Origin of the sequence: Gordonia namibiensis NBRC 108229 (assembly GCF_000298235.1) — a bacterium.
GTDB lineage: Bacteria > Actinomycetota > Actinomycetes > Mycobacteriales > Mycobacteriaceae > Gordonia > Gordonia namibiensis.
In genome coordinates this window covers 1-12741 of sequence record NZ_BAHE01000028.1, presented here as the reverse complement: position 1 = coordinate 12741, position 12741 = coordinate 1, and the positions used below count along the sequence as shown (strand labels likewise).

Sequence of the window (12741 nt, the reverse complement as noted above, 5' to 3'; positions counted from 1 at the left end):
ACCTCGTATATCCGTTTCGCCCGCCGATGAATCGTCGATCAGGTCACACCGGAGGACAGACGAGTGGGAGGAACTCGTCCAGAGCCGACGGTGGGAGTCGGGCAGTGTCGCCGGACGCGGCAACCGGCGTATCGGGGGCTCGCGCGAAGAAGGGCGCTACCGTCGGAAGAGTTTGTTTCCCAGCCAGACCAACGGGTCGTATTTGCGGTCGACGACCCGTTCCTTCATGGGGATGAGGGCGTTGTCGGTGATCTTGATGTCCTCCGGACACACGTCGGAACAACACTTGGTGATGTTGCAGAACCCCAGCCCGTGTTCGTTCTGAGCCGTATCCCGACGCTCGGCGGTGTCGAGGGGGTGCATGTCGAGCTCGGCGATCCGCATCAGGTAGCGGGGGCCGGCGAACGCCTCCTTGTTCTCCTCATGGTCGCGGACCACGTGGCAGGTGTTCTGACAGAGAAAGCACTCGATGCATTTCCGGAACTCCTGCGAGCGCTGCACGTCGACCTGCTTCATGCGGTACTCCCCCGGCCCCAGATCAGGCGGCGGGGCGAAGGCCGGGATCTCGCGGGCCTTCTGGTAGTTGAACGAGACGTCGGTGACGAGGTCGCGGATCACCGGGAACGTGCGCATCGGGGTCACCGTGATGACCTCGTCCTCGGTGAACGACGACATCCGGGTCATACACAGCAGCTTCGGACGACCGTTCACCTCAGCCGAACACGACCCGCATTTGCCGGCCTTGCAATTCCAGCGGACGGCGAGGTCCGGGGCTTGGGTCGCTTGGAGACGGTGGATGATGTCGAGCACCACCTCACCGTCGTTGGCCTGCACGGAATAGTCCTCGAGCCCACCGCCCTCGGTGTCGCCTCGCCAGATTCGGAACTTCGCGTCGTATCCCATGTCAGTCCTCCGACTGTCCCTCGGCTCGCTCGCCTCCGGCGCCGGGATGGCCGGCGATCTCGGCCGCGGTGTAGTACTTTTCGACCTCTTCGAACTCGAAGAGCTCCAACAGGTCCGGACGCATCGGCTCCTGCTCCTCCTTGACGACCTCGACCTCCGGTACCGGTGAGTCGGTACTCGTGTCGGCGGTACAGACCAGCAGGGTGTTACGCCAGGCCGAATCCATCGACGGGTGGTCGTCGCGGGTGTGTCCGCCGCGACTCTCGGTGCGCATCAATGCCGCCTTCGCGACACATTCGCTGACCAGCAGCATGTTTCGGAGATCGATCGCCAGGTGCCAACCCGGATTGAATTGCCGATGCCCCTCGACTTCCATGCTGCCGAGGCGGTTTCGCAGGTCGGAGAGTACCCGGAGCGCCTCCTGCATCTCGGCCTCCTTGCGGATGATGCCGACCAGGTCGTTCATCGCCTGCTGCAGATCCATGTGCAGCGTGTAGGGGTTCTCCGATTTGCCGTCGGCGGGCGGATCGAACGGCGAGAGAGCATATTTCGCCGCACGGTCGATATCGTCCTGCGCGATCGTCGGCCGGTTGCCCAGTGACTCGACATACGACGCCGCGCCGAGGCCGGCCCGTCGACCGAAGACCAGCAGGTCGGACAACGAGTTGCCGCCCAACCGATTCGACCCGTGCATGCCACCCGAGCACTCGCCTGCCGCGAACAGGCCCGGTACACGCGAGGCAGCCGTGTCCGGGTCGACCTCGATCCCGCCCATCACGTAGTGGCAGGTGGGGCCGACCTCCATGGGTTCCTTCGTGATGTCCACGTCGGCAAGCTCTTTGAACTGATGATGCATCGACGGCAACCGTCGGATGATCTCCTCGGCGGGCATGCGGGAGGCGATGTCGAGGTAGACGCCACCGTGTTCGGTGCCGCGGCCGGCCTTGACCTCCTCGTTGATCGCGCGGGCAACCTCGTCGCGCGGAAGCAGATCCGGCGTGCGACGGGCGGAGTCGTTGTCCGCGAGCCACTCGTCGGCCTCCTTCTCCGTCTCGGCGTACTGGCCCTTGAATACGGGAGGGATGTAGTCGAACATGAACCGTTTGCCGTCGGTGTTCTTGAGGACACCGCCGTCACCACGGACGCCCTCCGTCACGAGGATGCCTTTGACGCTGGGTGGCCACACCATCCCGGTCGGGTGGAACTGGACGAACTCCATGTTGATCAGGCTCGCGCCGGCGCGCAGCGCGAGCGCGTGCCCGTCACCGGTGTACTCCCAGGAGTTCGATGTGACCTTGAACGACTTGCCGATACCGCCGGTCGCGACAACGACCGCAGGTGCCTCGAACACGATGAACCGGCCCGACTCACGCCAGTACCCGAACGCGCCCGCGATGGCGTCGCCGTCCTTGAGCAGCTCGGTGATGGTGCATTCGGCGAACACTTTGATCCGGGACTCGTAGTCGCCGGTGGCCGCGAAATCCTCCTGCTGCAGCGAGACGATCTTCTGCTGCATGGTCCGGATGAGTTCCAGCCCGGTCCGGTCGCCGACGTGGGCCAGCCGCGGATAGGTGTGGCCGCCGAAGTTGCGCTGGGCGATCCGACCATCGGCAGTCCGGTCGAACAGCGCCCCATAGGTTTCCAGTTCCCATACCCGGTCGGGTGCTTCCTTGGCATGCAGTTCGGCCATGCGCCAGTTGTTCAGGAACTTTCCGCCACGCATCGTGTCCTGGAAGTGGGTCGCCCAGTTGTCCTTCGCGTTCGCGTTGCCCATCGACGCCGCACAGCCGCCCTCGGCCATCACGGTGTGCGCCTTGCCGAACAGCGACTTGCACACGACCGCGACCGAGTAACCCTTCTCCCGGGCCTCGATGACCGCCCGCAGGCCGGCACCACCGGCACCGATCACCACGACGTCGTACTGGTAGCGTTCCGGCTCGGTCATCTAGCGCGACTCCCAACGTTGAAAACGGTTGCACAACAGACGTTGCGCCTCAATCGATCAACCCACGAACCTCAGATCCGAGATCGTGTTGCTGGCCACCAGCATGATGTAGAAATCGGTGAGCACGAGTGTGCCGAGCGTGATCCAGGCGAATTGCATGTGCCGGGTGTTCAGCTTGGAGACCTGGGTCCAGATCCAGTACCGCACCGGATGTTTCGAGAAATGCTTGAGCCGCCCGCCGGTCACGTGCCGACACGAATGACAGGACACGGTGTAGATCCAGAGCAGAATCACATTGACCACGAGGATCACATTTCCCAGTCCCAGGCCGAAACCACCGTCCTTGGCGTGGAACGAGACGACGACGTCGTAGGTGTTGATCACCGAGATGATCACGGCCGCATAGAAGAAGTACCGGTGCGAGTTCTGGATGATCAACGGCAGCCGCGTCTCACCCGTGTACTTGGTATGGGGCTCGGCGACAGCACATGCCGGCGGCGACAGCCAGACCGACCTGTAGTAGGCCTTGCGGTAGTAGTAGCAGGTCAACCGGAAGCCGAGCAGGAACGGCAACGTGAGAAACGCCAACGGAATCCACATCGGGAGCTCCGGGAACGGCGTGCCGAAATGACTCGACCCGGGGACGCACGACTCGCTCAGACAAGGCGAGTAGAACGGCGTCAGGTAGTGGTAGTCCGCAACGTAATAGGCGCTACGGATGAACGACCGCACGGTCGCGTAGATGACGAACGCCGCGAGACCGACGACCGTCAACAATGGCGACAACCACCATCGGTCCGTCCGTAGAGTGCGCGCCGTCAGGCGCGCCCGTCTCGGGGAGAAGACCCCGAGTGAATCCCGCTCAGCCGCGGGCGCGCTCACTTCGTCCGCTCACGCGAGTGGAACCCGAGCCCTTCGTCCTGAGCACCGAGCCACGCCGACTCGTCGGACTTGCTGTCCGGCACATAGACCCGGTCCTGCCCCGGCTTCTGCTGCGGCTTCAACTTCGGTGGATGCTGCTCGAAGTCGTGCAGATCGATGTCGAGACGATCGAGGTCGTTGACCATCCGGCGGACGCTGTCGGCGTCACCGTAGCGAGCCTTCAGGGTCACCAGCTGATGGCGCAGCGCCTGGATACTGTGATGGATTGCGTTGATCTCTGCATTTATCATGGCGATCCCTCCGGCCACTATGTGATGTTCCACACAGTACCGCCCGAGTATGGATCGTCAACGCTTTTCGTCGAACGTGTCGCGCAACGAGAAACCGAGTGCCGCATACCAAGGACAACCGTCGTCGACCCGGTCTCGGATCAGACAGTTCTCCACGAGCCGCCGGCTCCTCGGCTCGAATGCCGTCAACCTGGTCGAACAGACCTAGACCGGCTCGCGGATCACACCGAAGTGCCGCACGGAGCCGGACAGTCCGGGAAGCTCCTTCAACGGCGTCCACGACCAGAGGCCGTCCCGGCTGTCGGAGTAGAAGTACCGCCGGTCTCGGTAGGCGTCGAGGTAGAGACGCCAGTTCCCGTTCGGCAGTTTCACCACGGCCGAGCCCTCGACCAGTCGGCCCCACGGGCCCGGCCGGATGAATCGGTACGGCCCCAGCAGCGACCCGGAGACCGCATGCTCGATGACCTTCTTGGTCTCGTTCTTGGTGAAGGCGTGGTAGGTCCCGCCGACCTTGACGATCGTGGTGTCGATGCGGTCGGCGCGGAGGCCGAGAATCGGTACGGGCGGACTCCACAGCCGGAGTCCCGGCTCGAGCGCGGTCATCAGGTACGGCACGAACCCGCCACCGGTCGACATCGACAGGATCACGTGTACCCGTCCGCCCTCGACGAACCATTCCGGAGCCCAGGCTTTGGTGGTGAACGGCGACAACGATGGTCCGTCGCTGGAACCGGCCGATCCGAAGCTCAATGAACCCGCCGACGAACCCGAGCCGTCGCCTGTACCGGGCAGGAAGGCGCAGCACAGCGGCACCGGGTAGTTGTGCATGAAGTTCCAGTTCACGCGGTCGCGACTCCGCGCGAAGCCGATCGTCGTCGAACCGGTGGTGTAGGTGACGTAGTACCAGCCGTCGGCGCTGCGGTAGATGCTCGGATCACGCACCAGGCCCGACGGTGGTCGATACGCCCCGAATCGGAGGGCTTTGAACCGGGTTGCATCCGAGGACTGGAAGACGTCCATGTGACTGGCGCTGGTGTTGGAGAACGCCACCATCGTGTACCGCCAGCTCGCCGCGTCGGCCGTACCGGGAGTCGCGACCAGCAGCGCCGTGAGCGCAAGGATCGCAACCATCAGTGCGCCGACGCGGGTCCGGCGGGTGAGGATTCGCTGAGGCAACAGCATTGGAGCAGTATCCGCGAAAGACACTGCCGTACGCATGGGATTACCCGATACCCGACGCCGGTGCTCTTTTTATACCGGGCGCCCATCGACGACAAAGGCCCATTACACGACGCCACCGACAATTCTCGGACTTCACACCGAGGACGAAAACTTCTGCAGGGCAGTGGCATTGGGTGTATATTCGAACGTATATTCGCACAGCGAGATCGGGAGGTGACCGTCATGACCAATATCGCACCGACCGGCGATGTCGACGAGACCTCTGCTGCCCGGATGCCCGTACTACTCGACGAACTCGACACAATCGTGGACAAGCTGCAGGACGCAGGTTTCACCGGACTGTCCGATGCCGAGGTTGACGAAGCCGGCGTTCGCATCGAAAGAGCCATCGCCCGACTCACGTACACCGGCAACCAACAGATCGTGGAAGCCGATCAACGCGACCTACCGCGTAAGTCCGGATACCGCAGCGTGATCGACTACATGAAATTCCGACTGCGCATGGCCTACCCAGGTAAGCGGCTCAAACAAACCCGGGCCACCGCGACCTACCCCGACTTCACCACCGGCCAACCTCTCGAACCCACACACCCGGCCCTGGCCGAGGCGTTCGCCGATGGTCGCGTCGGAACCGCCCACGTGCACGCCGTTCTCGACGTCCTCGATCAGATCCCGCACGCCGTAGAGCACGACGTGCTAGTCGCCGCCGAACGACAGATGGCCGAGATCGCCGTCGACCACACCCCCGCCGACATCACCGCCCTCGGCGCACGCCTACTCGCCCACCTCGACCCCGACGGCACACTCGCCGACGACACCGACCGCAAACGCCGCCGCAACCTGAGCATCCACCGCCAACGCGCCGACGGCACCGCCAAAATGACCGCCAACCTCACCCCCGAACTGCTCGCCCGGGTCACCATGCTGCTCGCCGTGTGGGCCACACCCGGCATGAACAACCCCGACGACCCCGACTCCCCACACGGGTCGATCGAAGACGCCGACCCCGACGCCGTCGCTGCTGCGGCCGAACGTGATGACCGCACCCCCGCCCAGCTCAATCACGACGCGTTCAACGCCCTGCTCAAAGCTGTCTTCGAGGACGGCCTCCTGGGTAAGAGTCACCGCGGGTTGCCGACCCAACTGATCATCAAAGCCGACCTCGACGACCTCCGCCGCGAAGCCGGGTTCGCCACCACCGCCGCCGGCACCCTCATCCCCATCCCCGAGCTCATCGACATGGCCGCCGACGCCCAACTCTGGTTGGCGGTGTTCAAAGACGCCACCGCCGTCCCGCTGTACTTCGGACGCGGCAAACGCCTCGCGACCCGCGAACAACGATTGGTGTCCTTCGCCCGACCCGACGGCGAAAGCTGCTCCACCCCCGGCTGCGACCTCGCCGCCGCACACGTCGAGATGCATCACGCCCAACTGGACTGGGCCGACGGTGGACTCACCGACATCACCGACCTCGCCCCGGCCTGCCCGAAACACAACCGCATGGTCGGGAACCAGCCCGGCGGCTACACCACCCGAATGGTGCGTGAAGGACCCGACGAGGGCCGTTGCGCCTGGCGACTCAACGCCGAACCCGGCGCACCACCCAACCCTGAACGCATCAACCGTCGACCCGACCTACCCCGCCGATTCGCCGAACACCTCCAACAGGTGCGCACCGAAATTTACGGACCCGACACCGAGTCCGGCGATACCCCACGCCTACACCTGCGTGAAGTCATCGACCTCCGTGGCGCCACACCCGTCGAACTCGTAGTCGCCTCAGCACTTCTCAACCACGCGTACGGGCACTCAGAATAGGAGCGTCGCCGGCCCTTCGAGGCTCGCTGCGCTCGCACCTCAGGGAGCGAGGACGGCCCGTCGCCATCACTCCTTGCACCTCAGGGAGCGAGAGGGCCACGCGTGCAACCACTCTTAGGTTCCGTATGACGTTGTGCCCGGAATCCGGGCACAACGTCATACAAATCTGCAGTCGGCCTCAGGACTGAGCAACCGCCTTCAACACCGGCGGAGTCCAAGTGCCGTCGAGGATCTCGGGGCGGGGGCGATAGAGGCGGATGAGGTAGTTCCAGCCCTCCGGAGTCACGATCGCGTTCGGCGGGACGTCGCCCGAGGTGTCCGGGATGAACCGGACGGTGATCGAACCGTCGTCGTTGCGAACGCCGGTGACACTGTTGACCGTGTACAGATTCTTCTCGTTGGGCTCGAAGAACCCCGCCGCGTTGTAGACCGACACCGACCAGAAGGCGTCGACCGGGACGTCGGCAAAGACCAGTTCGTAATGTCCGGGGCCGGTGCCCGGGTCGACGCCGATGTAGGTCGCTTCCGAGGTCGGGAGACCACCCCAACCCGCGGCGCACCCGATCAGGTGCCGGACCGGGTCGACGTCGTCGCGGGCGCCGAAGGTTCGGTCGAACGAGTCGAGCCCCTTGGCCAACTCCAACAGCGCGTTACGGGTCGCGTCGAGGCTCGCGGCGTCGTAGTCGGGAGAAACGAACGGTTCCGACGACGCCGAGGCGATCGTCGTCCGATCCTGCAACTCACCGACCGCGGCGACGTCGGCCGCATCCGTCGGATCAACCAGAATCCGCACCGCGACGAGGACATACCTCGATCCGTACTGCTCCTGCGTCAGCCTGTGCTCACCCGCGGCGTGCAGAACGCCGCCGACGTAGTGGTCCTCGTTCACGACCATCGCGGACACATACCGTTCGCCTGCGTCGGGCAGTGTGAGGACCGCCGGTTCGGCGAGGTCGACGATGGCGAAGCTGTAGAGGGTGTCGCGGTTGAGCCGGATCACCGTCTGCTCGTCGATCGAGGCAGGTTCCCGGTTGTGCCGGAACTTCCCCACCCCACCGGCAGCCAGTTGGATGTCGGCGAACATCCGGTGCGTCTCCGCCCGAACGAAGTTGTCCACGTTCACATGGCCCGACATGCATTGTCTCCCTCGATCAGTTGGGCGCTCGATACTCGACGCCCCGATGTGGATTCGAAGCCTAGCTGCCGATCTCGACGGCTTCGGCACTCGACACGGCGGCACGTCGCGCACCCGTGACGAACAGCACCAGACCGACGACGATCCAGGTGGCCAGCGTCAGCCCCGCGGTGAGACCGGCTGCACCGCCGAAGTAGGCGGCCGAGCGGACCAGGGTTCCGGCCGCACCCGGCGGCAGGATCTGTCCGACGGTGCCCAGCCCGGACGGCAACCACGCGGCCGAACCGGCGATACCGGCCAGCGGATTGCCGAGGAACATCATGACCATCGCACCGATGGTGAAACCTTTGGCGCCGAACGCATTCTGCAGGCCAGCCAGAGGGATGGCCAGGGCGGCGACACCCAGCGCGATCGAACCGGCGATCGCCCAGAAGCCCGTCGACCACAATCCCGTGTCGATACTGCCGAACCCAAAGGTGAGCATGGACGCCACGATGACGCCACCGACGGCCGAGAAGGTGATCAGACCAGTCAGGTACCAGCCGTTGCTGCGCGGGAAGATCTTCCGGAACGCGACGACCGGCACGATACCGCCGAACACGAGCGGGAACGCGAGACCGCCGATGCCGATGCCGGTGGGGTCGCCCTCGGGCAGCGGGACGACGTCCTCGACCGTCACCTTCTCACCAGTTGCCTGCCCGACCGCCTGCGCGGTACCGGTGAGGCTCCCGCTGATCGACGCCGAGCCTGCGCTGGCAACCAGGGTGTGGACACCCGCCTCGTCGACCACGAAACCGCCGACCACCTCACGGTGCTCGATCGCGTCTCGCAGCCCGGCCTCCGAGTCGTAGCGCTGTGGCTCGTACGCGTCGGGAGCCGCCGTGGCCAGGCTTCGCTCGAACGAACTGACCGCGGCCGGCGCACCGACCACACCGACCCGCAGATCGTGGGCACCGCTCTTCAGCGACGGCAGGATGAACACCATCAGCAGGAGGATGAGGATGACGCCTAAACCGGCGGTCAGGCCCACCAGCATCACCATGGCCGGCGGCGTCTTCTTTCCCGAGGCCACCTTCTCCTCATTCGCCGTGATTCCCATCTCCGTGGATGTCATCGAACGTCCTCCAGACCTAAACCGGATGCTTTTCCTCCGCTATCTAGTGGATGATAGTCCTCCGGTTAGACTGGGCTTGTCAACACCGATGTGACGGACGAGTCACGGGGTCGAGAGGACGTGGACATGCGAGCAGATGCAGCGCGCCGTCGTCAGGCGATCGTCAAAGAGGCCCGTCGACTGTTCGCGGCACAGGGCGGCGGTGTCGCACTCGAGACCGTCGCCGAGGCTGCCGGGGTGGGGATCGCCACGCTCTATCGCAACTTCGAGTCCCGGCATGCGCTCGCTGACGAAGTGGCGCTCGCGATCCTGAACGACATCGGGCGCGCCGCCGACGAGGGTCTCACCCAGATCACCACCGCACCCGACGCCGCGTGGACGGCGTTCGTGAATCGGCTCGTCGAGCTGGATCTCGGCGCCCTGTCTGCGGCGTTGGCCGAGTACGTGACCGCTGCGGTCCGCACCACCCAGACCCAGACCCTGGCCCGCGTCGACGAACTGCTCGGTTCGGCCAAGAACGCAGAACTGGTCCGCGACGACCTCGACGCACTCGAGCTGATCGTCGGGATCGGCCTCATCACACGTCCTCAGCCCGAGGCCGTCGCGGCAGTGACCCCGAACCTCGTGCCGCGCCTGGTGTCCATCCTGTTGGCGGGTATGCGCCCGTCGTCCGACGACTGACCCGCCTCGCGCTCAGACCGTCCCGCGTGCGGCCCACGCCGAGACGATGAACCGCCCGTCGCCGAGACGCTTCCGCGCCACCGCCTCGAGTTCGCTTCGATCGGTGGCGTCGAGCGACTGCACATACTCGCCCGCCGGACCGATGCCGAAAGCGTAGGGCTCCCACCACTCCTCGAAACTCGGATGGACAACGTCGACGGTGATCGGCTCCTCGACGACGCTCCGCAGTCCGGCCATCGCGAAGAGTTCCGTGAGATGACCACGGTGCGCGCCGGACAGCAGCGCCTCATCCCGGGCGTCCGGCTCGAGCACGTGTACCGCATCCCAGAACGGGGCGAGCGCTCCGGTTGGTCCGTCCCACACGCAGGCCGCGACGGTCCCGCCCGGACGTGTCACGCGCGCCATCTGCGCGAGACCGCGAACCGGGTCCGTCATGAAATGAACCACCAACTGAGCGAGTACGTGGGTGAATTCGCCTGTGTCGTAGGGTAATTGCTCGGCAGTACCACGGCGCACGTCAACGTCGGGAAATCGTTCGCGACAGGCATCGACGAAGGGTGGGGACGGATCGATCGCGCTCGCAGCAGCACCCAGTGTCAGCACATGGGAGGTCAGCGCCCCGGGGCCACACCCGACGTCGAGAACATCCGAATCGGCACCGACCCCCGCGAAGGCGGTGAAGACCTCGGCGAGCGGATCGGCGTAGCGGCCCATGAAGCGTCCGTACGCCTCGGGCGGGACGGCGAAACCCACTCCTCCATGCTACGACTCACCGACCATTCGAACCTCATGCCAATCGATCTCGACCGGCCCGGGTCAGTACAGCTGATCCTCGCGCCATCCTCGGGGCGCTTCCCTCGATCACATGGTCCAAATGCTTGGACGTCATCCGTTCATACCAAATGGAATCGGACATGCACATGCGCGATCGGAACGATGCAACAATCACACCGCTCGAACCCGACAAAGCGCTCGGAGCCCACTAGGTGGCCGGGTGTGGTCATCGCGGCGACGGCAACGACCACATGCAGACGACGAAGTGGAGAGCGACTGATGAAGCGTTTCCGCCTGTTCGGCATCACGGCGTTGGCCATCGCCGTGCTCACGATCTCGTTCGGCACTGCCCATGGCGCGCCGGCACCTGCAGCGCCCTCACACTTGTCGATCGCCTCCGCGGACGGCACCTCCATCACATCGACCCTGCGGAACGCCACCTTCGTATCGGCCGGGAGCGAGCTGCGGGTCGTCGACCCGAACGGGCGGCTGCTCGAACGCGTCGCCCTGACCCTGCCCCTCAACGGGGCGACGGTGCCGCTGCGCACGCAGGTCAGCGCCGATCGCACCCAGGCGACCTTCACCCCGATCCTCACGCCGGAGGCTCACGCCGCGATCGCGGCGGGCGTTCGTCCCGCGTCGGCGAAGAAGGATCGCGCGTATCAGCAGATGATCTGGCACATCAACAACGGCTGGAACCGCGGCGGCAACGTGACCACAGCAATCGGTGCGCTCGCCGGCCTGATCATCGGCTGCCTCGTCATCGTCGGTTGCATCTGGGGCGCCGGGGTCGGCGCTGCCATCGGTGCGGCAATCGGCATCAGCAACGGCGATCCCGCCACCGCACAGTCGATCCTGAACTGGATCAACACCCCATGACAGAGGGGTAGCTCCCCTCGATTCCGGACGCGGCCTTTTCCCCCGCCGCCCCGGAGTTCCCCCAGGAAGATCCCTCGCGCCCTCCCCCGACAGAAACGCGCGAGGGATCTTCTTTGTAGAAGGGTACTTTACAAACTGGAACTTTTGTATAGACAACGCCCATTGTCTTGATCAGTGCCTGGCCCGGCGACCGTCCGTCCCGGTGAGCCGACAGGTGCCGGGCAGTGGCCCACCACCACCGAGCACGGCAAACTGGTGGCCATGACCATCGCCACCGACCTCGGACTCGCTCCTGGTCCTGCGACCCCACTCCCGCGCGTCCCGCTTGCGTGGTCCATGCAGCACAGCCGCAACATTCAGATGAACGGGTGGCCGGCGATGGCCGCGCACTTCGACGTGGACGTCGACACCAAGAGCGGCGTGGGCGGTGGTTTCGGACGTACGCTGCGCGCCGAGATCTCGAACGCGCGGGTGCCGGTCGGCGCGGCAGGATGACGACACGTAATCACGGGCAGGACAGCGAGTCGCTGCTGCGCAACTCGTTACTCGACGGGTTGCATGACCTTCTGACTGAGCGCGACTGGTCGGCGATCCGCATGTCGGATGTCGCCGCCGCCACCGGTGTGAGCCGACAAACCGTCTACAACGAGTTCGGGTCGAGATACGGCCTGGCACAGGGATATGCGGTCAGGTTGGCGAACCGCTTCGCAGGGCATGTCGCCGAATCTCTCGCCGACCACGTCGGCGATGTCACCGGCGCGCTGCGCACTGCGTTCACCGAGTACTTCACCGGCGTGGCCACCGATCCCCTGATCGCGTCACTGCTGTCCGGCGAGGCCAAGCCGGATCTGATGAAACTCATCACGACCGACGTGGCGCCGATCATCGCCACTGCGAGCGAGCGACTGTCGCAGGCATTTCGCGAGTCGACATGGTTGACCATGCCTGATTCCGACATCGAGCGGATCTCGCGCGCGATCACCCGCATGGCGCTGAGCTTCGTCGCGATGCCGCCGGAAGGCAACCGCGACGTCGCGGCCGACCTCGCCGAGATCATCGCCCCGGCCATCGAAGCCGCGCGAATCCGGGACTGAGCCAGGGCCTGCAACGCACCGTCGCCAGCCCTTCGTGGCTCGTC

General features: G+C 65.1%; 13 protein-coding genes. 5 read left to right on the top strand and 8 right to left on the bottom strand.

Going from position 1 to position 12741, the window contains the following annotated elements:
* Positions 1–156 precede the first annotated feature (156 nt).
* The 5 genes from GONAM_RS15370 to GONAM_RS15350 form a co-directional block, all read right to left on the bottom strand.
* Positions 157–903: a succinate dehydrogenase/fumarate reductase iron-sulfur subunit gene (locus tag GONAM_RS15370; protein WP_006867679.1), complete on the bottom strand. Its 747-nt coding sequence runs from the start codon at positions 901–903 to the stop codon at positions 157–159.
* 1 nt (position 904) lies between these two features.
* Complete coding sequence (locus tag GONAM_RS15365; protein ID WP_006867678.1) at positions 905–2848, bottom strand: fumarate reductase/succinate dehydrogenase flavoprotein subunit; 1944 nt, start codon at positions 2846–2848, stop codon at positions 905–907.
* 57 nt (positions 2849–2905) lie between these two features.
* Positions 2906–3730 carry a succinate dehydrogenase subunit SdhC gene (gene sdhC / locus GONAM_RS15360; protein WP_040536672.1) on the bottom strand — a complete coding sequence of 275 codons (825 nt, stop codon included), beginning with the start codon at positions 3728–3730 and terminating at the stop codon, positions 2906–2908.
* Positions 3727–4020, bottom strand: coding sequence for an Rv0250c family protein (locus GONAM_RS15355; protein WP_006867676.1), 294 nt, complete (start codon positions 4018–4020; stop codon positions 3727–3729). The genes sdhC and GONAM_RS15355 overlap by 4 nt, the downstream gene beginning before the upstream one ends.
* A 204-nt stretch (positions 4021–4224) precedes the next feature.
* Entirely contained in the window at positions 4225–5202 is a 978-nt protein-coding gene (locus GONAM_RS15350; RefSeq protein WP_006867675.1) for a glycoside hydrolase family 43 protein, read from the bottom strand.
* 222 nt (positions 5203–5424) lie between these two features.
* Between GONAM_RS15350 and GONAM_RS15345 the strand changes: the two genes are divergently transcribed.
* Positions 5425–7020 (top strand): HNH endonuclease signature motif containing protein, encoded by a 1596-nt coding sequence (locus GONAM_RS15345; RefSeq protein ID WP_006867674.1) that lies wholly within the window; start codon positions 5425–5427, stop codon positions 7018–7020.
* Between the two features lie 178 nt (positions 7021–7198).
* Here the strand turns inward: GONAM_RS15345 and GONAM_RS15340 are convergent, their stop codons facing one another.
* Both GONAM_RS15340 and GONAM_RS15335 read right to left on the bottom strand, forming a co-directional pair.
* Positions 7199–8155: a DUF1214 domain-containing protein gene (locus GONAM_RS15340; RefSeq protein WP_006867673.1), complete on the bottom strand. Its 957-nt coding sequence runs from the start codon at positions 8153–8155 to the stop codon at positions 7199–7201.
* Between the two features lie 61 nt (positions 8156–8216).
* Positions 8217–9269 carry a hypothetical protein gene (locus tag GONAM_RS15335; RefSeq protein WP_006867672.1) on the bottom strand — a complete coding sequence of 351 codons (1053 nt, stop codon included), beginning with the start codon at positions 9267–9269 and terminating at the stop codon, positions 8217–8219.
* A gap of 126 nt (positions 9270–9395) precedes the next feature.
* Between GONAM_RS15335 and GONAM_RS15330 the strand changes: the two genes are divergently transcribed.
* Positions 9396–9950 carry a TetR/AcrR family transcriptional regulator gene (locus GONAM_RS15330; protein ID WP_006867671.1) on the top strand — a complete coding sequence of 185 codons (555 nt, stop codon included), beginning with the start codon at positions 9396–9398 and terminating at the stop codon, positions 9948–9950.
* A 12-nt stretch (positions 9951–9962) separates the two neighbouring features.
* Here the strand turns inward: GONAM_RS15330 and GONAM_RS15325 are convergent, their stop codons facing one another.
* Positions 9963–10703, bottom strand: a complete 741-nt coding sequence (locus GONAM_RS15325) for a class I SAM-dependent methyltransferase (RefSeq protein ID WP_006867670.1) — start codon at positions 10701–10703, stop codon at positions 9963–9965.
* Between the two features lie 300 nt (positions 10704–11003).
* Here GONAM_RS15325 and GONAM_RS15320 point away from each other — a divergent pair, with 300 nt between their 5' ends.
* From GONAM_RS15320 to GONAM_RS15310, 3 genes are all read left to right on the top strand, one after another.
* A complete protein-coding gene (locus tag GONAM_RS15320; RefSeq protein WP_006867669.1) occupies positions 11004–11603 on the top strand; it encodes a DUF8020 domain-containing protein in 600 nt (199 codons plus the stop codon).
* A gap of 174 nt (positions 11604–11777) precedes the next feature.
* Positions 11778–12098: a hypothetical protein gene (locus GONAM_RS15315; protein ID WP_006867668.1), complete on the top strand. Its 321-nt coding sequence runs from the start codon at positions 11778–11780 to the stop codon at positions 12096–12098.
* Entirely contained in the window at positions 12095–12697 is a 603-nt protein-coding gene (locus GONAM_RS15310; protein WP_006867667.1) for a TetR/AcrR family transcriptional regulator, read from the top strand. The genes GONAM_RS15315 and GONAM_RS15310 overlap by 4 nt, the downstream gene beginning before the upstream one ends.
* Positions 12698–12741 lie beyond the last annotated feature (44 nt).

Coding starts and splice junctions, on each gene's coding strand:
- GONAM_RS15350 (WP_006867675.1), bottom strand. CDS start 5,202: ATGCTGTTGCCTCAGCGAATCCTCACCCGCCGGACCCGCGTCGGCGCA.
- GONAM_RS15370 (WP_006867679.1), bottom strand. CDS start 903: ATGGGATACGACGCGAAGTTCCGAATCTGGCGAGGCGACACCGAGGGC.
- GONAM_RS15365 (WP_006867678.1), bottom strand. CDS start 2,848: ATGACCGAGCCGGAACGCTACCAGTACGACGTCGTGGTGATCGGTGCC.
- GONAM_RS15335 (WP_006867672.1), bottom strand. CDS start 9,269: ATGACATCCACGGAGATGGGAATCACGGCGAATGAGGAGAAGGTGGCC.
- GONAM_RS15340 (WP_006867673.1), bottom strand. CDS start 8,155: ATGTCGGGCCATGTGAACGTGGACAACTTCGTTCGGGCGGAGACGCAC.
- GONAM_RS15310 (WP_006867667.1), top strand. CDS start 12,095: ATGACGACACGTAATCACGGGCAGGACAGCGAGTCGCTGCTGCGCAAC.
- GONAM_RS15345 (WP_006867674.1), top strand. CDS start 5,425: ATGACCAATATCGCACCGACCGGCGATGTCGACGAGACCTCTGCTGCC.
- GONAM_RS15320 (WP_006867669.1), top strand. CDS start 11,004: ATGAAGCGTTTCCGCCTGTTCGGCATCACGGCGTTGGCCATCGCCGTG.
- GONAM_RS15355 (WP_006867676.1), bottom strand. CDS start 4,020: ATGATAAATGCAGAGATCAACGCAATCCATCACAGTATCCAGGCGCTG.
- GONAM_RS15330 (WP_006867671.1), top strand. CDS start 9,396: ATGCGAGCAGATGCAGCGCGCCGTCGTCAGGCGATCGTCAAAGAGGCC.